The organism is Kribbella sp. CCNWLW201 (assembly GCF_037203805.1).
In the GTDB taxonomy this organism is placed as follows: Bacteria; Actinomycetota; Actinomycetes; order Propionibacteriales; family Kribbellaceae; genus Kribbella.
Map to the genome: position 1 here is coordinate 1,145,241 of NZ_JBBCBQ010000001.1, position 19,703 is coordinate 1,164,943.

The 19,703-nt window shown below is 68.5% G+C and carries 20 protein-coding genes; 15 read left to right on the top strand and 5 right to left on the bottom strand.

The window, feature by feature from the left end; translation table 11 throughout:
- Positions 1-5: 5 nt before the first annotated feature.
- The gene (locus V9K99_RS05445; protein ID WP_337000461.1) at positions 6-506 is read right to left on the bottom strand and encodes an Lrp/AsnC family transcriptional regulator; all 501 of its coding nucleotides are present in this window, start codon (positions 504-506) and stop codon (positions 6-8) included.
- Between the two features lie 94 nt (positions 507-600).
- Between V9K99_RS05445 and V9K99_RS05450 the strand changes: the two genes are divergently transcribed.
- The 6 genes from V9K99_RS05450 to rplI all read left to right on the top strand — a co-directional run bounded on the left by V9K99_RS05450 (position 601) and on the right by rplI (position 4,349).
- Positions 601-1,734, top strand: coding sequence for an MFS transporter (locus V9K99_RS05450; RefSeq protein WP_337000459.1), 1,134 nt, complete (start codon positions 601-603; stop codon positions 1,732-1,734).
- Between the two features lie 9 nt (positions 1,735-1,743).
- Positions 1,744-2,403: a DUF4241 domain-containing protein gene (locus V9K99_RS05455; protein WP_337000457.1), complete on the top strand. Its 660-nt coding sequence runs from the start codon at positions 1,744-1,746 to the stop codon at positions 2,401-2,403.
- Between the two features lie 209 nt (positions 2,404-2,612).
- Positions 2,613-2,903: a 30S ribosomal protein S6 gene (gene rpsF, locus V9K99_RS05460; RefSeq protein ID WP_132211461.1), complete on the top strand. Its 291-nt coding sequence runs from the start codon at positions 2,613-2,615 to the stop codon at positions 2,901-2,903.
- A gap of 95 nt (positions 2,904-2,998) precedes the next feature.
- Positions 2,999-3,574: a single-stranded DNA-binding protein gene (locus V9K99_RS05465; protein ID WP_337000453.1), complete on the top strand. Its 576-nt coding sequence runs from the start codon at positions 2,999-3,001 to the stop codon at positions 3,572-3,574.
- Positions 3,575-3,654: 80 nt separating this feature from the next.
- Positions 3,655-3,888 carry a 30S ribosomal protein S18 gene (gene rpsR / locus V9K99_RS05470; protein WP_012924539.1) on the top strand — a complete coding sequence of 78 codons (234 nt, stop codon included), beginning with the start codon at positions 3,655-3,657 and terminating at the stop codon, positions 3,886-3,888.
- Between the two features lie 14 nt (positions 3,889-3,902).
- Positions 3,903-4,349 (top strand): 50S ribosomal protein L9, encoded by a 447-nt coding sequence (gene rplI, locus V9K99_RS05475; RefSeq protein ID WP_337000421.1) that lies wholly within the window; start codon positions 3,903-3,905, stop codon positions 4,347-4,349.
- Positions 4,350-4,422: 73 nt separating this feature from the next.
- Here the strand turns inward: rplI and V9K99_RS05480 are convergent, their stop codons facing one another.
- Complete coding sequence (locus V9K99_RS05480; protein ID WP_337000419.1) at positions 4,423-4,647, bottom strand: hypothetical protein; 225 nt, start codon at positions 4,645-4,647, stop codon at positions 4,423-4,425.
- Between the two features lie 8 nt (positions 4,648-4,655).
- Complete coding sequence (locus tag V9K99_RS05485) at positions 4,656-6,068, bottom strand: hypothetical protein (protein WP_337000417.1); 1,413 nt, start codon at positions 6,066-6,068, stop codon at positions 4,656-4,658.
- Positions 6,069-6,376: 308 nt separating this feature from the next.
- Here V9K99_RS05485 and V9K99_RS05490 point away from each other — a divergent pair, with 308 nt between their 5' ends.
- The 9 genes from V9K99_RS05490 to V9K99_RS05530 all read left to right on the top strand — a co-directional run bounded on the left by V9K99_RS05490 (position 6,377) and on the right by V9K99_RS05530 (position 17,375).
- Entirely contained in the window at positions 6,377-7,003 is a 627-nt protein-coding gene (locus V9K99_RS05490; protein ID WP_337000415.1) for a DUF6668 family protein, read from the top strand.
- A 15-nt stretch (positions 7,004-7,018) separates the two neighbouring features.
- Positions 7,019-7,306 (top strand): conjugal transfer protein TrbC, encoded by a 288-nt coding sequence (locus V9K99_RS05495; RefSeq protein ID WP_337000413.1) that lies wholly within the window; start codon positions 7,019-7,021, stop codon positions 7,304-7,306.
- Between the two features lie 41 nt (positions 7,307-7,347).
- The gene (locus V9K99_RS05500) at positions 7,348-8,193 is read left to right on the top strand and encodes a hypothetical protein (RefSeq protein ID WP_337000412.1); all 846 of its coding nucleotides are present in this window, start codon (positions 7,348-7,350) and stop codon (positions 8,191-8,193) included.
- Positions 8,193-9,095: a type IV secretion system protein gene (locus V9K99_RS05505; RefSeq protein ID WP_337000411.1), complete on the top strand. Its 903-nt coding sequence runs from the start codon at positions 8,193-8,195 to the stop codon at positions 9,093-9,095. The genes V9K99_RS05500 and V9K99_RS05505 overlap by 1 nt, the downstream gene beginning before the upstream one ends.
- Before the next feature lie 79 nt (positions 9,096-9,174).
- Complete coding sequence (locus V9K99_RS05510; protein ID WP_337322882.1) at positions 9,175-10,737, top strand: hypothetical protein; 1,563 nt, start codon at positions 9,175-9,177, stop codon at positions 10,735-10,737.
- Positions 10,724-12,229, top strand: a complete 1,506-nt coding sequence (locus V9K99_RS05515) for an SCO6880 family protein (protein WP_337000409.1) — start codon at positions 10,724-10,726, stop codon at positions 12,227-12,229. The genes V9K99_RS05510 and V9K99_RS05515 overlap by 14 nt, the downstream gene beginning before the upstream one ends.
- Positions 12,230-12,245: 16 nt before the next feature.
- A complete protein-coding gene (locus tag V9K99_RS05520) occupies positions 12,246-15,164 on the top strand; it encodes an LAGLIDADG family homing endonuclease (protein ID WP_337000408.1) in 2,919 nt (972 codons plus the stop codon).
- Entirely contained in the window at positions 15,164-17,008 is a 1,845-nt protein-coding gene (locus tag V9K99_RS05525) for a type IV secretory system conjugative DNA transfer family protein (protein ID WP_337000407.1), read from the top strand. Before V9K99_RS05520 ends, V9K99_RS05525 begins: the two co-directional genes overlap by 1 nt.
- A complete protein-coding gene (locus V9K99_RS05530; protein ID WP_337000406.1) occupies positions 16,998-17,375 on the top strand; it encodes a DUF4913 domain-containing protein in 378 nt (125 codons plus the stop codon). Before V9K99_RS05525 ends, V9K99_RS05530 begins: the two co-directional genes overlap by 11 nt.
- Before the next feature lie 4 nt (positions 17,376-17,379).
- On the opposite strand, the gene V9K99_RS05535 is transcribed toward V9K99_RS05530, so the two are convergent.
- Positions 17,380-18,081 (bottom strand): hypothetical protein, encoded by a 702-nt coding sequence (locus tag V9K99_RS05535; RefSeq protein WP_337000405.1) that lies wholly within the window; start codon positions 18,079-18,081, stop codon positions 17,380-17,382.
- Positions 18,082-18,123: 42 nt separating this feature from the next.
- A complete protein-coding gene (locus V9K99_RS05540) occupies positions 18,124-19,452 on the bottom strand; it encodes an MATE family efflux transporter (protein WP_337000404.1) in 1,329 nt (442 codons plus the stop codon).
- Positions 19,453-19,703: the final 251 nt, after the last annotated feature.

Sequence of the window (19,703 nt, forward strand, 5' to 3'; positions counted from 1 at the left end):
ACAGTTCAGGAGCCCCATCCCGCCGAACGCGTGACCGGGCGCGAGTCGTGCGTCGGGGGCTGGACCGGGCGGCCCTCGAACTCCGTGGAGAGGACCACATGGGTGTTCATCTCGCCGTGTTCGCCGAGGCGTTCGAAGAGGCCTTCGAGGTGTCGCATGGAGGTGACGCGGACGCGGAGCATCGAGCAAGAGTTGCCGCTGAGCTTGTGGATCTCGAGCACCTCGGGGAAGTCCTCGGCCCGCGTGGTCTTCAGTAGGCACCGCCCGGTCGTGCAGCGCATCTGGACGAACGCGGACAGCGGCTGGCCGGCCCGAGCCGGGTCGACCTGGGCCCGGTAGCCGACGATCACGCCGGCCTCCTCCAGCCGTCGTACCCGGTCCGCCACCGCGGGCGGCGACAGATTGACCCGCTTGCCCAGCTGGTTGAACGACAGTCGCCCGTCGGCCTGCAGTTCGGCGAGGATCTGCCAGTCGGTCGCGTCCAGGTTTCGCTCCTGAAAGGTCATCTCCCCAGAACACCTTCGACATCGCCGCTCCACAAGGGCGAACGCCTTACTTCGGGCATTCAACGGCGCCGGCTGCTTTCCTAGCGTTGCAGGCATGCTGATCCCCGTCGTTCTGGCCGCCGCCCTGATGAACGCCGCCATGGTCGCAGCAAGCGCGGTGAGCACCATCCTCATCTCCGACAAACTGAGCCCTGGTCTGGCTGGTCTCCCCAACACAGCAGGCGTACTGGGCACGGCAGCCGGCGCACTGGCCGTCGGCAGGTGGACCGTCCGCCGCGGACGCGCGCAGGCACTCCGCACCGGGTACGGCGTTGGTGTCGCCGGTGGAGCCCTGACAGTGATGACCGCAGTGGGTGCTCACGTCGGCCTGCTCTTCGTCGGCATGTTCCTACTCGGCGCCGGCAACGCAGCGAGCCTCCTGTCTCGGTACGCCGCGGCTGACGCCGTACCTGCGGCTCGACGCGCGTCAGCCATGAGCACAGTCGTCTGGGCGAGTACGGCGGGTGCCGTCGGCGGACCGTTCCTCATGGCACCGTCACAGTCCTTCGCCAAGTCCCTCGGCCTACCGGCGCTGGCCGGACCGTTCCTGCTTGCGCTGACAGCCGTCTTCGCTGCGCTGATCGCATCTACCTACATCCGGCGTGCCCGAGTGGCTGAAACGCCTGCCCCACGCGCGCACGCCGTGGCGCCAGGCCGTACTCAGGTTGTCCTAGCTGCCGCTGTCATGGTCGTGGGCCACCTGGTGATGGTGGCCCTGATGACTGCGGTCCCGGTACACGCTCACCACCACGGCAACGGACTGGGGTTACTGGGCGTGATGCTGTCCGCTCACACGCTCGGCATGTTCGCCCTGTCGCCGCTGACTGGTTGGTGCATCGACCGGTTCGGCGCACGGCCGGTCATGCTCGCCGGACTCGTCCTGTTGCTCGTCTCCGGCGTACTGATCACACAGCCCGGCCCGGCCTTCACGTCGGCCTTGTTCCTCCTCGGCTACGCCTGGAACCTGTGCTACCTGGGTGGCAGCGCGCACCTGCTCTCCGCGGAGCTGGAGAGCAAGGTCGAGTCGTCCATCTGGACAGTCTCCGCACTGGCCACCGCCACGTCCCCCTGGCTCTTCACCCTCGGCGGCTTCTCGCTCCTCGCCGGTCTGGCCTGGCTGCTCGCGGTCCCACTTCTTCTGACGACCTTGTGGCACGCATCAGCGGTCAACGTCCGGGAGCGGCTCTAGCCTTGGGTTGTGATCAGCCCTGAGTACTTTCGTGCCCTTCGTCCTGGTCCTGTCGAGGTTGATGGGCGGACGTGGACGTTGACTGTGCACGACCTTGGCGTACTGCGGGTGCCGAGTGGGCGGCTCGAGGCCTGCGACCCGTTTGTCACGCTCGGCGAGGCGCCGGTGTTCGACGTACCCGCTGGCGACTACCCGGTCCAGGTCACGGTCGCTGACGTGTCAGAGGACCAGGACGGGAGTCATCTGCGTGAGGCTTTCCTGTCGCTCCGGCTTGCGGATGGGGAGGTCGCGCGGGTGGAGGCGGCGACCAGCCTCGACGAGGCGCTGGGGGAGGACGAGTTCTGGATGGTCGGTGTGGATGCGGGCACGGTCGCCTTCGTCGACGCCGGGGCCGCCCGGACCAAGATGCCCGAGGGCGACTGGTACGACGACCTGTTCGACAACGGCCGCGACGACAGTTGGTTCTCGCTGATGGACTCGGCCGACCATCTTCGCGAGGGGTGCGCGAACATCGTGCTGCCGCTGGCCACGGAGGGTGAGAACGTGGTTCTCGCGCACTCCGGCTGGGGCGACGGCGCATACCCAGTCGTGCGCACGGTCGCCGCCGATGGCCGGGTTCTGGGTGTCCATATCGATCTGCTGGTGGTGGGCCCGGAGAGTGACGATTGATCAGCACTCGGTGACAAGAGTTCCTGGAACTGCCCTGTGGATATGGTCAAGAGGGCGTCCGGACGCTGGTATTCTTTTGGATGTGGCCCGGTCCATCGACCGGGCTCGTTGCTTGGCGTCGGCGGCAAGTGCCGGCGTGAAGCTCTCGCATCGCCCTCCTGCCACGGAGAGACCGTGGCCGCCAAGTCCGAAGGAGGTGGAGTTCGCGCATGCGTCGTTATGAAGTCATGGTGATCCTCGACCCGGAGCTCGATGAGCGCACCGTGGAGCCGTCCATCGACCAGTACCTGAACATCGTCCGCAAGGAAGGTGGCACGGTCGAGAAGCTCGACATCTGGGGTCGTCGCAAGCTCGCCTATGACGTGAAGAAGAAGGCCGAAGGCATCTACGCCGTCATCGACCTGACCGCGGAGCCCGCGGTGGTGAAGGAGCTCGACCGTCAGCTCACGCTGAACGAGTCGATCCTCCGGACCAAGGTCATCCGGCCGGACCAGCACTGAACCTGGGGTCGTCAGCAACCATCGGTACTGTCGGCGCCAGCCGGTACTACTGGTAGTTGTTGACACAGCCACACCCGATAGCAGGAGGAACGGCAATGGCAGGCGAAACCGTCGTCACACTGGTCGGCAACCTTGTCGACGATCCGGAGCTCCGGTTCACCCCGTCCGGTGCCGCCGTCGCGAACTTCCGGATCGCGTCGACGCCGCGGACGTACGACCGGCAGACCGGTGAATGGAAGGACGGCGAGTCGCTGTTCCTCAGTTGTTCCGTCTGGCGGCAGGCCGCGGAGAACGTGGCCGAGTCGCTGCAGCGCGGCATGCGCGTGATCGTGCAGGGCCGGCTCAAGTCCCGCTCGTACGACGACCGTGAGGGCAACAAGCGCACGGTCTTCGAGATCGACGTGGACGAGGTCGGGCCGAGCCTGCGCAGCGCCACCGCGAAGGTGACCCGGGCGATGCGCTCCGGGCCCGGCGGCGAGGGCGGCGGCTTCGGTGGTGGCGGTGCCAACCAGGGTGGCGGGAACTTCGGTGGCGGCCCAGGCGGCGCCGCTCCGCAGAACGACCCCTGGGCGACCCCGCAGCAAGGCGGCGGCGGACAGTCCGCCCCACAGAACGACCCCTGGGCCAGCCAGGGCGGCGGCGGTGGCTCGATGGAGGAGCCTCCGTTCTGACCCGGTCCGGGTCGTGACCATGAGACAAGAGTGACCATTCCGGCACCCGTGCCGGGCTCTGGAAGGAAGAGAGCACCACAATGGCCAAGATCATTCGGAAGCCGAAGAAGAAGGTCTGCGGCTTCTGCAAGGACAAGGCGACGTACGTCGATTACAAGGACACCGCGCTGCTGCGCAAGTTCATCTCGGACCGCGGCAAGATCCGCGCCCGCCGGGTGACCGGGAACTGCGTGCAGCACCAGCGTGACGTGGCCACCGCTATCAAGAACGCTCGTGAGGTGGCCCTGCTGCCGTACACGAGCACGGCTCGCTGAGGGAGGTCCGGGACATGAAGCTCATCCTGGCGCAGGAGGTCGAGAACCTCGGAGCCCCCGGCGACATCGTCGAGGTGAAGGACGGCTACGGCCGCAACTACCTGGTCCCGCGCGGCCTGGCCATCGGCTGGACCCGCGGCGCCGAGAAGCAGATCCAGTCGATCAAGCGGGCGCGTGACGCCCGGGCGATCCAGGGCAAGGAGCACGCGAGCGAGGTCAAGAACCAGCTCGAGCAGCTCACCGTGACGCTGTCGGTGAAGGCGGGTGACACCGGCCGCCTGTTCGGCTCGGTCACCCCGGCCGACATCGCCGGAGCGATCAAGGCCGCCGGCGGGCCGCTGGTCGAGAAGCGGGCGATCGCGATCGCCTCGCCGATCAAGACCACCGGCAAGCACCAGGTCTCGGTCCAGCTCCACCCCGAGGTGGCCGCCACGGTCCGCCTCGAGGTAGCCGCCGGCTGACCTCAGCTTCCACCGCAAGGCCCGCGCTCCCCGATGGGGAACGCGGGCCTTGTGTTTGCCCGGCCGCTGGTGGTCAGTTCGGCTTCGGGGCCGGCCATTCGACCGGCTGGGGGTCGTTGCCGGTGCCCTGGCTCTTCGGCTGCTGGACGACCGGCCACTCGGCCGGCACCGGTCCGGATTGGTTGCCCCCGGCCCCTGGTTGTGCGACCTTCGGCCACTCCACCGGGCCGGGATCGTCGGCCGCCGTCGCCTGCCCGGCAGGCAGCAACACCAGCAGCGAGCCCAGAACCAAAGCCATCCGGCGGTTCACTTCTTGTCCAAGGCGTACAGCACGGAGTTGTGGACGACGATGGCATGACCGCCGGCGATGCCCCACGGACGAGCGGTGTTCTTGGTCAGCGGATACACCGGCTTCCCCGGCCGGGTCGAGACCGGGTCGTTGTTGACGGTCCCGTAGATCGTCCCGGCGGTGATGGACAGCGGCTGGAAATCAGCGGAGCGGTACGACGTGTGAGTGGTGAAGTCGATCAGGCACTCACCCCACGCGGCGACCTTGCGGGCGGTGTCCGGAACCCATTGCCAGTTCGCCGCGATGTCCCGTCGGGTGTCCTTGCAGGTGGCCTCGACTGCTCCGTTGGCGGTCGAGTGCACGGCCGGGATCACCATGTTCGCCGTCGCGGTCTTCCACAGCACCAGCGCGCGGCCCGGACTCGCGGCCACCACATGGTCGATGCCCTTGGCCCCCTTCGGCGCCTTGAGCTCCAGATCCACCAGGTCCTTGTCCGGCTCGCTCCAGTACATCTGACCGGCGTACCTCGCGATCAGTGCCTTGGTGCCCTCGGCCAGGAGGATGGTGGACTCCCGGGGCTGGTTCGGCACGGTCTTGAGATCCCCGCCGGTGACTACGGCGGCCCCCGCGTCCTCGCCCAGCTCCACCAGTGGCGACGTACCGAAGAACTGAACGTCGGACGAGCTCGGAAGCTCGATCTCCGTCGGTCGGGCCCCGTCGCCGGCCCAGTAGATCAAGGTTCCCTCGGTGACCACCGCGACCACGGGCCGGGAGTCGACCATCGTGTAGACCGGGCTCGATGCCTGCCTCGGCACCTTGTCCTGCCAGAGCACCTTGCCGTTGCTGTCGAACACCGCGATCTTGTCGTCCGGCAGGAGTACGGCGACCTCGGTGCCGGTCGGTGACACCGCCGGAGTCGAGTTCTCCGCGATGTCGACCGTCCAGCCCGCCTTGCCCGACCAGCCCGGCGGTACCGGCCGGCCGACGAACTGGTCCGGCCCGACCTTCGGCTCGGGCAGCGCCGGCAGCTTCGGTGAGGTGGTCGTCTGCGGGACGCCGCCGCGGTTCCTGAACACCCCCAGGTAGAGCGCCGTACCGGCGATCAGGACGCAGGCCAGCGCGGCCGCGACGACGATCGGCCAGATCGGCTTGCCGTTGCCCTTGCCCCGGCCGCCGGTCTCCGGTTCAACCGCCTCGACCCGGCCGTCCGGGTGGATGATCAGCGGCCAGGAGGCGCCGTCGGACTCCACCGCCGTCGCCTTCACCGCCCGGCCGAGTTGGGCTGCCCGCTCGCTGACGAGCGTGATCGCGGCCTGGCGTGGATCGTGGTGGTTGACCGGGTGGCTGTGCCCGGCGATCTTCACCTCGGCGTTGTGGTCGTCGTACAGCCGGATCGTCACCTTGGGCCAGGAAGGGATCTTCTCAGCCACGCCGACCTCTCATTACCGCCACCCGACTCCCTCGCTCGTCCGACTTCCCCCTCGCCGGCAGCAGTGGTCCAGACCGCTACGTCGGCGAGCCACCACCCGAGCCACCGGCAAAGTAGACCATTAGCATGTCCAGCGCACCAACGGCATCTCTGCACCCCGGGCAGGCCCGACGACGCGAGCCCCCGGCTCGCCTGACCCCGACAAGGGGGTAGAAACATCCTCGCCTGTGGATGGGTCACGCAAGTACACCCGGAAAGCGAGAGAATACGGTGGGCGACAGCCTGTGACACAGCGCGAGAGGAGGGGCGATGACGCAGAACCCGTGGACTCGGCAGCAATCGCCGACCCCGGGTCCGCAACCGGCGCAACCGGGCCCCTCACCACAGTCGGGTCAGACCCCGCGGGGTCCGTCCGCACCACAGCACGGCGTTCCCGCGCCGGCCGAGGATCAGCGACTCCCGAAGTTCGCGATTCCGGCCGCGGACACGCTCTGGTGGGTCGGCGTGCACGGCGGCTCCGGCGAGACCACCATGTCGCTCCTGCTCCCGGGCACCCGGGCGGCGAACCATCGCTGGCCGATCCCGCCGCCACCGGTGCCGACCCCGGTCATCCTGGTGGCCCGGACCAACGGGTCCGGTCTGCGGGCCGCCCAGCGGGCCGCGATCGAGTGGGCGTCCGGAGTGGTGCAGGGGGTCGCCGTACTCGGTCTGGTGCTGATCGCGGATGCACCGGGCCGGCTGCCCCGCGTTCTCGACGACTTCGCCGACATCGTCGGTGGCGGCGTGCCGAGAGTGTGGGACATTCCGTGGATCGAGGAGTGGCGCCGAGGGGAGGCACCCACCCCTGACAACACCCCGGACGAGGTTTTCGAAGTCCTTGAATCCATCTACGCTCTTCGCGCGTCAAACTCTGCGGACTACCCCGCCCCGTACTGAAAGGCATTCACCGCGATGATGTTGGTACACCTGATCTCGGAGGCCGCGAGCCAGATCCCGCTCGTCGACGACCCTGGCACGGGGATCGAGCCGCCCGGTTCCGAGCAGTTCAACAAGGTGATCGGCTGGATCACCTGGATCGCATTCAGCATCTGTCTGCTCGGTGTCGTCATCGCCGGCGCCATGATGGCCGTCGGCCAGCGGCGCGGCGAGGGTGGCGAGCACGCGGCCCGGCTCGGGTGGGTCCTCGCGGCCTGCATCGTGATCGGCTCGGCCTCGCTGCTCGTGAACGGCCTGACGTGACCTCAGGCTCCTTCGCCTGGGGCATCGGGGCCTGATCGGCCGTGGGTCTGTTCAGCAGCGGTTCGGGTTCCGGAGACGACGACGCCGGAGGTGAGGCAACCGGCTTCTGGCAGGAGCGAGGTTTCGTCGCCTCGGCGATCGTCGTCGGTGCAGTGGTGGTCTGCCTGCTGATCTGGTTCTTCGCCCGGGACACAGGGACGCCGACCACGCAGCCGACGAGTTCGCCGACTGTCGTCGTACCGACCGAACAGGCCACGGACGAACCGTCCGTTCCGCCCGCCACGCCCACTGACGAACCGACCTCCACGCCGACCCGGTCCGGGCCGCCCACGCCCGGAGTCGGCGGCTGCAAGCTCAAGAACCCCGACCAGAGGACCCCGCGGGTGGCTCCGTCGGCGGTCAGCTGGCAGTTCGAGGCCGGCATGCTCATTCCGCTCCAGCAGGAGGGTGGTCCGGCCGTGACGGACCGGACCGGGGTGCACTCCTGTTTCGCCCACTCGCCGACCGGCGCCGTACTCGCGGCGATGGTGCTGCTGGGACAGATCCGCAACCCGGACCTCACCGACGACGTGCTGGCCACGCGGATCGCGCCCGGACCCGGGCGGAACCGGGCGATCAGCGAGGCCCGGGTGAGCCGGACACCGCGGAACGAAGGCGACGAGGCGCAGTTCACCGGCTTCAAGGTGATCGACTACCTGCCCGGCCGCGCGATCATCTCGATCGCGGTCCAGATCGACGACAGCAAGGTCGCCTCGCTACCGGTCACGATGACCTGGCTGCGCGGTGACTGGAACGCGGTCCTGAAGGAGGACGGCAGCTTCAACGGCGAGGTCGCACCGGACCTGCTGCAGTCGCTGGACGGCTATGTCCGGTTCAGGGGGGCGTGATGATCGTCCTCGGCTGTTCCTGGGCGCCCTGGGACTGGGACGACTGCGTCGAGAAGTACCTCGGCCAGGCGATCGAGGCGGCCTTCGGCCCGTTCTTCAAGCTGCTCTTCGAGGCCATCCAGCAGGTCGTGGTGGCCGCCGTCGAGGCGGTGCTGAAGGGGGTCGCGTTCCTCTGGATCTCGATCGACACCCCGGACATCTCCAACAACGGCGCGGTCGGTTTCGTCCAGGTCCACACCAACTACATCCTGGGTACGGCGGCCACGGTGGCGGTGATCGTGGGCGGGATCCAGATGGCGGTGTCGCACCGCGGCGAACCGTTGCGCGAGATCCTCAAGGCCTTGCTCACCATGGTGGTCGTGTCGAGCGCCGGCACGGTCTTCGCGGCCACCCTGATCCAGGCGTCGGACGAGTTCGCCTCGTGGATCATCAGCCGGGCGCTGGGTGCGGACGACCATGCCTTCGGCAACAAACTGGCCGAGCTGATGACCGATCCGCTCAAGGACACCGGAGAGGCGCTCAGCTTCGTCCTGGTGATCTTCGTCGGCATCCTGATGGTGATCACCGCGATCATGCAGCTGGGGCTGATGATCGTCCGGTACGGGATGCTCGTGCTGCTGGTCGGCATCCTCCCGTTGACCGCCTCGGCCACGAACACCGAGATGGGGATGATGTGGTTCAAGCGGGCGCTGGCCTGGCTGGCCGGGTTCATCCTCTACAAACCGGTGGCGGCGCTGATCTACGCCACCGCGATCAAGTTGATGGGAAGTCCGGCGGCGCCTGACGGAGCGCCGGAGGGAACGCCGCAGCTGCTCAAGCTCGTCATGGGCGTGACGATGATGATCATCGCGGTGGTCTCGCTCCCCGCCATTCTTCGCTTCGTCTCCCCGAGGACGTCCTGACATGATTCCGCTCGGCTGTGGTGACGGTTGGCTGGAATGCCTGACGGCGGTCGTCAAAGAATTCCTCGCGCCAAAAATCATGTGGGTGATCGAGTTGATCTTTCAGCCGATTCTCGACGCCATCTCCGCGGGCGTCACCGTGCTGATGGGCACGATCGGGACCTTCTGGGTGTACGTCGACACACCGGACGTCGGCAGTACGACGACCGGCCAGCCGGCCAACGACACGGTCGGCTGGGTCTGGGCACACACCCAGTTCATCGCCGCCTTCATCGCGATGATCGGCCTGCTGGTGGGCGGGATGCAGATGGCCTGGAGCCATCGCGGTGAGGCGGCCCGGGAGATCCTCCGGTCACTGCTCACGCTGGCCATCGCGTCGGTGCTCGCGGTCGCGATGGCACAGGCGCTGATCGAGTTCGGCGACAAGTTCTCCGACTGCCTGGTCACCACCGCGCTGAGCGACTCCGGCGAAGGCTGGCGCTGCGGGATGGGCAACACCGGCGGCGGCAAGGGCTTCGGCGAGGCGATGACCGCGATGATGGGTCTGACCTTGCCCGCCGGTGGGCTCGGGATCGGCCTGGCGATCACCATCGGCCTGCTCACCATCGTCGCCGGCGTGATCCAGATCGTGCTGATGGTCGTCCGCAGCGCGATGCTGATCCTGCTCCTCGGCGTCCTGCCGATCGCGGCCGCGGCGACCAACACCGAGATGGGCCGGAGCTGGTTCAAGCGGATCATCGCCTGGATCCTCGCGTTCATCCTGTACAAACCGGTGGCCGCGATCGTCTACGCGACCGCGATCAGACTCACCTCGAACAACGGCGAGGGCCTGAACTTCGACACCGGCGAATCCGTCGCGACCCAGGTGATGAACATGATCACCGGCCTCACCATGCTGATCCTCGCCCTGTTCGCGCTGCCGGCGCTGATGCGGTTCCTCGTCCCGATGGTCGCCGCCACCGCGGGCGGGGCCGGGGCCGGCATGATCGCGGCCCGGATGACCGGGATGGACAAGCTGGCCGACAAGGCCCAGCAAGGAGTCGACCAGGGCGGCGGTGACGGGGGCGGCGGCGGCCAAGGCCCGAGCGGTGCCCGCAACGTCGGCCGTGCCGGCCAGAACCAAGGCTCGGGCGGCGGTGGCGGTGGCGGCGGTGGAGGCGGAGGTGCCGGCGCAGGCGGTGGCGGTGGCGGTGGAGCCGGGGCAGCTGGCGGTGGCGGTGGCGGTGGTGCTGCGGCAGCTGGCGGTGGCGGCGGTGGTGGTGCTGCGGCGGCCGGTGGCGGCGGTGGGGCCGCGGCGGCCGGTGGTGGTGCCGCTGCTGCGGCTGGTCCTGCCGCAGCCGCGGTGATCGCGGTCAAGAAGGGTCTCGACGCGACCAAGGAAGCCGGCCAGACGGCGGCGTCCGAAGCCTTCGACAACGACGCCATGGACGACTCGTCCGGCGGCGGTGGAGGCGGTGGAGGCGGTGGCGGTGGCGGTGGCCCGTCCGGCAGTGGCGGCTCACGCCGCGACCCGAGCCGCGACAACGACCGGGCCCGGGCCCAGCAACAACAGCAGCAGCAGAGGCAGGACGACCAGTCCCGCCGCGACGCACAACGAAACAACGCACAACGAGACCCGGACGGACCAAGTGGCAGCCGCTGACAACGTGCGGGCCCCGCGCACCTACGGAAACTGGCGAGCACCCGCCTCGGCCGGTATCGCCGGCCTGGGCACTCTCGGCACCATGCTCATGATGGGCGGCCTGATCGCGACCATCATGGCGATGATGGCGGGCGGTGTGGTCGCCGCGGTCATCACGCTGATGATCGTCGGCATCACCTTGCTGATGCTGGTGACCAAGGACAAACACGGCCTGTCCACCCTGCAACGGCTCTCGACCCGCATTGGATGGCAACGAGCAAAGATGGCGAAGCACAACCTCTACCGTTCCGGTCCGCTCGGACGGACTCCCTGGGGCAAGTTCCAGCTCCCCGGCTTGGCGGCCGCGTCCCAGCTGAGCGAGTTCAGGGACTCGTACGGCCGGCCGTTCGCGCTGCTGTTCTACCCGAGCACCCGGCACTTCACCGTCGTCATCAACGCGGAGCCCGACGGCGCCTCGCTGGTCGACGAGGAGCAGGTGGACGTGTGGGTCGCGCACTGGGGACAGTGGCTCGCGTCGCTCGGCCACGAGCCGGGGATCGTGGCCGCGTCGGTGACGGTGGAGAGTGCGCCGGACACCGGCATCCGGCTGCGCCGTGAGGTCGGCAACAACATGATGGACGGTACGCCGGCGATCGCCCGGGCGATGCTGACCGAGGTGGTGCAGACCTACCCGGAGGGTTCGGCCCTCGTGTCGGCGCGGGTTGCGCTGACCTTCAAAGGCACTGACCGCAACGGCAAGCGGCGCAAGGAAGACGACATGGGCCGCGAGCTCGCGTCCCGCCTGCCCGCGCTCACCCAGAGCCTGAACGCGACCGGTGCGGGTGCGGCCCGGCCGGTCACCGCCCAGGAGCTGTGCGAGACCGTGCGAATCGCGTACGACCCGGCGGCCGCCGTACTGATCGACGAGGCACGTGGCCAGGGGATGGCGCCGGAGTTGCAGTGGACCGATGTCGGTCCGGCCGGTGCACAGGCGTTCTGGGACAAGTACCGGCACGACTCCGCCTGGTCGGTGACCTGGCAGATGACGCAGGCGCCGCGTGGTGAGGTCTTCTCGTCGGTGCTGTCCCAGCTGGTCGCTCCGCACGCCGACATCGACCGCAAGCGGGTCACCCTGCTCTACCGCCCGCTGGACGCGGCCACCTCGGCCCGGATCGTGGAGGCCGACAAGCGCAACGCGTCCTTCCGGGCCACCACGTCGAGCCGGCCGACGGCCCGGACGATCGCCGAGGCCCGGGCCGCCGACCGGACCGCCCAGGAAGAGGCCCGCGGCGCCGGTCTGGTCAACTTCGGCATGGTCGTCACCGGCACGGTGATGTCGGCCGAGCAGATCCCGGACATGATCGCCGCAATCGACAATCTGGGCGCGACCGCGCGCATCCTGCTCCGTCCGGCGTACGGGTCGCAGGACTCCGCGTTCGTGGCCGCGCTGCCGCTGGGCGTCGTACTGCAGAGCCACCTGTCGGTGCCGGCGGGCCTCCGGGAAGCCCTATGACCGCTGGGGAGTCGCAATGAGCAAGAAGACGAAGAAGCCGGTCGACCCGTCGCGTGGTGGCCGGCGGCCGATGCCGCGGGGCTGGCCGGGGATGGGCGGCGGCTACTCGACCTACCTCCAGGCTCCGGCCGAGTGGCGCGGTACGACGGTCCAGGTCTGCGGTATGTGGCCGTTCTCGGCCGGCACCGGCAGCCCGATGGTCGGCGTACCGATCGGCCGGAACATCCTCTCCGGCGCAACCATGTGCTGCGACCCGATCAGCTGGTTCATGCGCGCCAAACTGATCTCCAACCCCTCCATGTTCGTCCTCGGCAAACCGGGCCTGGGGAAGGCGCTCGACGTCGACACCCTGATCCCGACACCGGACGGGTTGCGACGGATGGGCGACCTGCAGCCGGGCGATCACGTGTTCGACGCCGATGGACTGCCGACGCCGATCGTCGCGGTGTCCGAGGTGATGACTGATCGCGAATGCTGGGAGCTGACCTTCTCCAGCGGCGAGACGATCGTCGCCGATGCCGAGCATCTTTGGGTGACCGAGACAGTCGAAGATCGCCGGCGAGCCTGGGTGGAGCGCAACGTTCCCCGCAAGCGGCTCACGACCGGTACCGACGCGGAGCTAGCGGCTGTGGGTGCCGCACGGACGAGCCTCGGCAACGAGCCAGTCTCGGTCCGAGATCTGACCCGGACGCTCGGCTGGAACGGCACCACTCGCGAGAGCGCTGTCTATCGCTGGGCAGGCACCGTGACTCCGGTCCGCAGCAAGCGCAGTCGACGCTGGTACGACCCGGTGACCTTGACCAGTAGGATGGAGGAGGCGCTGCGGAGGACAAAGTACGACCAGCGTGACCGGACACCGGAGAAAGAACCGGTGACGACAGCGCAGATCGCCGCGACCCTCGTCGCGGGTGGCAAGGCCAACCACGCCGTCCGGGTGATGCCGGGTCTGGTACTGCGTGAGGCAAGTCTGCCTCTCGATCCGTACGTTGTCGGCGCATGGCTCGGTGACGGACACAGTGCGGCGCCACGACTGACTACGATCGATCAGGGCGTCGTCGATCGGATCCGGGCCGCGGGCATCGAATGCGAGCCGAACGGACCGATGGTCTATCGGCTGACGATTCCGGGCACCTATCGCCAAAAGGGCATAGGTCTGACGGAGATTCTGCGGCAGCTCGGCGTACTGGGTGACAAGCACATCCCGGCGTCGTACTTGCGTGCCTCGGACCGACAGCGGCGGGATCTGCTCGCAGGTCTACTCGACACCGACGGCACCGCCTCGCCGGCCGGTGGCCAGGTCCAGTACACGTCGACCAGTCAGCGACTGGCGGAGGACGTTCTCGAGCTCGTCGCCAGCCTCGGCTATCGCCCCACCCTTCGTGTGGGCCGGGCGACTCTGGACGGCAAGGACTGCGGGCCGAAGTGGACCGTCGGATTCACTACAACGGACGAGGTGTTCGGGCTCCGGCGAAAGCACGATGCACATGCGGAGCGGACGGTTGGTCAGCCGGGCCGAACCTCACGCCGCTACGTCGTCTCAGCTCGTCCGGTGCCTTCGCGGCCGGTGAAGTGCATCCAGGTGGCGAATGCTGATGGCTTGTACCTGGCTGGGCGGACGTTCATCACCACTCACAACTCGACGATCACCCGGCGGATGGCGTTGGGGTTGGCTGGGTATGGGATTCAGCCGTTGGTGCTTGGGGATTTGAAGCCTGACTACAAGGATCTGATCGAGGCGCTTGGTGGGCAGGTTATTGAGCTTGGGCGGGGGCGGGGGCATCTGAATGTGCTCGATCCGGGGGAGTCGCGGAAGGCTGCGCTTCGGTTGACCGGCAGTGCCCGGCAGGCGATCCAGGCGGATGCGCACGGGCGTCGGCAGACGATGGTGTCGGCGCTGATCTCGATCATGCGCTCCGCTCCGCCGACGGATCGCGAGGAGACCATCATCGACGAGGCCCTCAAGGTCCTCGACGAGCGATACGAAGGTACGCCGGTACTACGCGACCTGCTCCAAGTCGTCCAGGACGCGCCGGACCGGGTCCGCAACGTTGCCCTGGACCGCGGCAGCCTGGACCGGTACCGGCAGATCACCGAAGGGCTCGAGGCCTCGCTGATCGGTCTGGTCGGTGGTGGCCGGCTCGGTGAGATCTTCTCCGAGCAGACGGACAACCCGATGCAGATGGACCGTCCGGTGGTGTTCGACGTGTCCAACATCGACGACTCCGAGACGAATCTGCAGGCCGCCGTACTGCTGGCCTGCTGGTCCTACGGGTTCGGCGCGGTCGCGGTCTCGCAGGCGCTCGCGGACGCCGGCCTGGAACCGCGGCGACACTACTTCGTCATCCTCGACGAGCTGTGGCGGGTGCTGCGGGCCGGGCGTGGTCTGGTCGACCGCGTCGACGCGCTGACCCGGCTGAACCGGCAGCGTGGTGTCGGGATGGCGATGATCTCGCACACCATGTCCGACCTGCTGGCGCTCGAGCACCCGGAGGACCGGATGAAGGCGAAGGGCTTCGTCGAGCGGTCCGGCATGGTCATCTGCGGCGGTCTGCCGCGGGCCGAGATGGAGAACCTGACCGAGGTCGTGCCGATGTCCGAGGAGGAGCAGAACATGCTCATCGGCTGGCAGGACCCGCCCGCGTGGGACCCGGCCACCGGCGAGGAGGCCGCGCCACCCGGCCGGGGCAACTTCCTGGTCAAGGTCGGTGGTCGCCCGGGCATCCCGGTGCATGTCGGCCTCACCTCGGTCGAGCGCGAGATCAACGACACGAACAAGCTCTGGAGGACCGGCGCCGACGGTACGCCGCTGAAGGTCGAGGTGGCCGCCGACGGATCCGAGGAGGTCGTCGGGGAGTACAGCCTCGCCGACCCGACGTTGTTGCCGCCACCCGACCCGACCACCCGGGTGGTCGCCCGAACGGGAGTTGACGAGTAATGGCCCAGGGTAGGAAAAGCACCGGTCCCGGCGGGCTGTCCCCGGAGACCATCCTCATCTTCGTCGGTGTCGGACTGTTCGCGGTCGTCGTCGGCGGCATGTGGGGCGCGCTCAAGATCGCGGCCGGGCTCAACGGCACCCGCCCGGTCGGCGATCCGATCGCGGCGGTGTCCGATCTGATCCAGGGCCGGCTCGAGTGGTCCCCCGAGGCCACCGGGGTGTTCATCCTCGAGCTCGTCGTACTGCTGCTGCTCGTCGGCACCGGGTGGTACCTGATCCGCCGGCGCGAGCACAGCGTCGGCCGGGTGGACCGGTCCGCGCAGCTGATGTCGAAGCGGTCGGAGATCCACAAGCTCACCCGGGAGGGTGCCCAGCAGATCGCCAACCGGCTCGGTGCCGGGCACGCCGGTCCGGGCATCATGATCGGCCGGACGGTCCGCGACAACATCGACGTGTTCGGGTCCTGGGAGGACATGCACGTCGACATCTGGGGTCCGCGAACCGGTAAGACCACGTCCCGCGCCGTACCGGCGATCCTGGACGCGCCCGGCGCGGTGGTCGCCACCTCGAACAAGCGGGACATCGTCGACGCCACCCGCGGGCCGCGGACGGAACGCGGTCCGGTCTGGGTCTTCGACCCGCAGGAGGTCTGCGAGGAGCCGCCGAACTGGTGGTGGAACCCGCTCAGCTACATCACCGACGAGACGAAGGCGCGCGAAATGGCGGAGCACTTCGTCGCCTCGCAGCGCAACGTGAACGCCCAGACCGACGCGTTCTTCGATGCCGCCGGCACCGACCTGCTCGCCGGCCTGCTGCTCGCCGCGGCGGTCGCGAAGCGCCCGATCACCCAGGTCTACAGCTGGCTCGCGGACCAGCGCAACGACGAGCCCGAGCGGATCCTGCGCAACACCCCGGGCCTGCACCTGTCCGCGGACGCGTTGTCCGGTGTCATCAACGCGCCGGACAAGCAGCGCGCCGGTGTGTACGGCACCGCGCAGCAGAGCGCGCAGTTCCTGGTCAACCGCAAGGTCACCCGCTGGGTCGTCCCGCAGGGGCCGAACGACACCCGCCCGCAGTTCAACCCGCACGAGTTCGTCCGCAAGGGCGGCACGCTCTACAGCCTGTCCAAGGAAGGCGCCGGTACGGCGGGACCGCTCGTCACCGCGTTGACGGTCGCCGTCGTGGAGGCGGCCGAGGAGTACGCCAAGGGCTGCCCGATGGGCCGGATGCCGAACCCGCTGGTCGGCGTCCTGGACGAGGCGGCGAACGTGTGCCGCTGGAAGAACCTGCCCGACCTCTACAGCCACTTCGGCTCCCGCGGCATCGTCTTGATGACGATCCTGCAGTCGTGGGCGCAGGGCCAGGAGTGCTGGGGCGAGCACGGGATGGAGAAGCTCTGGTCCGCGGCCAACATCCGGGTGTACGGCGGTGGCGCCTCGGACGCGAACTTCCTCGAGCGACTGAGCAAGCTGATCGGCGACTACGACATCGTGTCCAGCTCGGTGTCGTACAACAAGGGCGAGCGCGGCACCAGCAAGCAGACCCAGCGGCACAACATCATGGAGGTCTCCGACCTCGCGTCGATGCCGCCGGGCCGGGCCGTGGTGTTCCCGTCCGGTATCCCGGCCACCATGGTGAAGACGGTCCCGTGGTTCACCCGGCCGGACGCCGATGCGGTGAAGGCGTCGCTGGCGAAGTACGATCCGGGCGCATCCGGTACGACGTCCCCGCACGCCGCCGCGAACCCGTGGGTCGCGGCCGGCACGCAGCAGCCGCAGCCACCCGCGCGGCCGACGGGCGTCCCGGTCTGGGAGCAGAGTGAGGAGCAGCGCCGTGGATGGTGAACAACAAGAACTCTTCTATCCGCATGTCGCGGCCTTCGTCGAGGACCGGCTGATCTACCTCTACACCCGGCGGATCGGGCAGCAGTTCATCTGGTGCCCGGAGTGGTACCGCCACGCGGAGGCACTCAGCCGGCTGGACTCGATCTGGCGCGCCTGGGAACACCTCCGGCTCGACCCGGCCACCGGCATGTCGGTCTGGTGGCGCGACCACGCGGACCCGCACATGATGGCGCTGCTCGACCCGGACGGACCGTTCGCGGCCTGCCGGGGCGCGCACACCGACTACCCGATCCCGCCCCTTCCGGTGGAGGAACCCCCGGCCGGCCTGTTCTTCGACCAGCGCCAGCCCAACCTGCGCGGCATCTAGAGCGTTAGTCGCCCAGGCCGATGTCGCCCAGCTCGCCTGGCTGGGTCTTCCGCTGCTTCTTGCCCCGCTTGCGGTCGAACTTGCGCGCGGTCGGCGGTTCACTCGGAGGGTTGCGGACGGCCTCGCCGGCGGGTGGCTGCCCGGGCTGCCGGGCCGCTTCGCTTCGCCGGTCGCGCGCCCTCGCGTCGTACCGGTCGGCGTCGCGTTCGTCGTTCACGGCCCGCCTGTCCGCGTCGGCCGCGGCTCGGTGGTGGGCGCGGCCCGCGGCCGCTGTCGCGCTCGCTCCGGGCTCGTCCGGGCGTGCGGCCGCTTCGTCAAGCAGATGGTCTCCGCGGGCGCGCTCGATGCGTCCGTGCAGTCGCTCGATGCCGGCGTCGCGGCGGCGGAGATCGCGCGACGCCTCGTCGACCTCGGCCAGTCGCATGGCTCTGGTGGTCTCCGTCTCGGCGGTCACGGTGTGCCGCTCACGGATCTCCTCGAGCTCGCGTTCGTCCTGGCGGGCGCGCTCGACCCTCTCCTCGTGAAGGAGATCGTCCTCCTCGCGGAGTTGCTGCTCGCGGTCTTCGTCGCGGCGGACCGCTGCGTCCTCAACCTCCTCGCGTACCCACTTGCCGCGTCGCTCGCTCAGCGCATCCGGGCTGCCGTCGTCGCCCTGCTCGTGCTGGTCGAGCTCTAGCGCAACGGTCTGCTCGTCATCGTCGGCCATGCGGCTCCTTCCGTTCCTGCCAAACGATGCCGCACCGGTGGGTCAGCGGATAGCCCCCGTCACCAGCCAGGCGTCGCGGCGTTCACGCGTCAGCAGAGTGAGCAGCCGCAACAGCATGAACCCGCCGAACGCCCACCACAAGGCAACCACACCACCGTCGAACCACAGCACGCTCAACGCCAGCGGTGCGTACAGTACGAGGGCTATCACGCCGGCAACCGCCAGGTACGGTCCGTCACCAGCTCCGATCAGTACGCCGTCCAGCACGAACACCACACCGTTCACCGGTTGCCAGAGCGCTGCGACGATGAGTACGGCGGCCAACGTGCGTCGTACCTCTGGATCGGAGGTGAACCACGGCACGTAGACATCACGCAGCCCCCACAGCGCCAGTCCGCCGAGTACTCCGGAGAACAGACCCCACCACATCATCCGGCGGGTGATGGCCCGTGTTCCGGCCACGTCACCGGCGCCCAGGGAGCGACCGGTCAGCGCCTGGCCGGCAATGGCGATCGCGTCGAGTGCGAGGGCCAGGAACGACCAGAGGGTGAAGGCGACCTGGTGTGCCGCGACAGACGTCGTACCCAGGGCAGTGGCGACGAAGGTGAGCAGGATGATTGCCACGCGCAACGTCAGGGTGCGGACGACCAGCGGCACGCCCATCTGTGCCGACGCGACGATGCCCGGGCGGTCCGGTCGCAGCTTGGCACCGTCGCGTCTGGCGCCTCTGACGACCACCACGACCAGTGCGACGCCGGCGGCGGTCTGGGCGAGCGCCGTACCGAGTGCGGAGCCGGCGATGTCCAGGTCGAGGCCGTAGACGAGCAGGAAGTTCAGACCGATGTTGACGAGGTTGGCGCTGATCGCGACGACCATGGGCGTCTTGGTGTCCTGCAGACCACGCAGTACGCCGGTCGCAGCCAGCAGCAGGAGCATCGACGGGATGCCGAAGCAGGAGATGCGCAGATAGGTGACCGCATAGTCGGCGACGTCCGGCGAAGGATCGAACGCCGCGATGGCGGTCGGGGCGAGGACGAGCCCGGCCAGAGCCAGTACGACGCCCAGCAGCAGAGCCAGCCACAGTCCGTCGATGCCCTGGGCCAGCGCACCGCGGTGATCACCGGCCCCGATCCGGCGGGCGACGGCCGAGGTGGTGCCGTAGGCGAGGAAGACGCAGACCCCGACCAGCGTCTGCAGGATCGTCCCGGCCACACCGAGCGCCGCGAGTTGCGGCGTACCGAGATGTCCGACGATGGCCGAATCGGCCAGCAGCATGAGCGGCTCGGACACCAGGGCGAAGAACGCCGGGACGGCCAGGCGCAGGATCTCCCGGTCCTGCTCGCCGAAGAGTCGTCGCAGCCCCGGCCTCACCGTGCCGGGTGGCCTGTCATGAGCATGAGGCTCATTGTGCCTGACTCAGGCTGTGCACAGACCAGCGGACCCGGAAGTCCGGAAGAAGTTGTGAGACTTTTTCTTCTCCACAGTTGTGCATTGGTGAATCCGCAGGTCAGAGGCCTGTTGTGGACCGTTGTCCCCAGATATCCACAGGTATATGCCCAACCTGTGCACACCTGCTCACGGGGTTTCCCACAGTTCGTCCACAGGGGGTGTGGACGACCGAC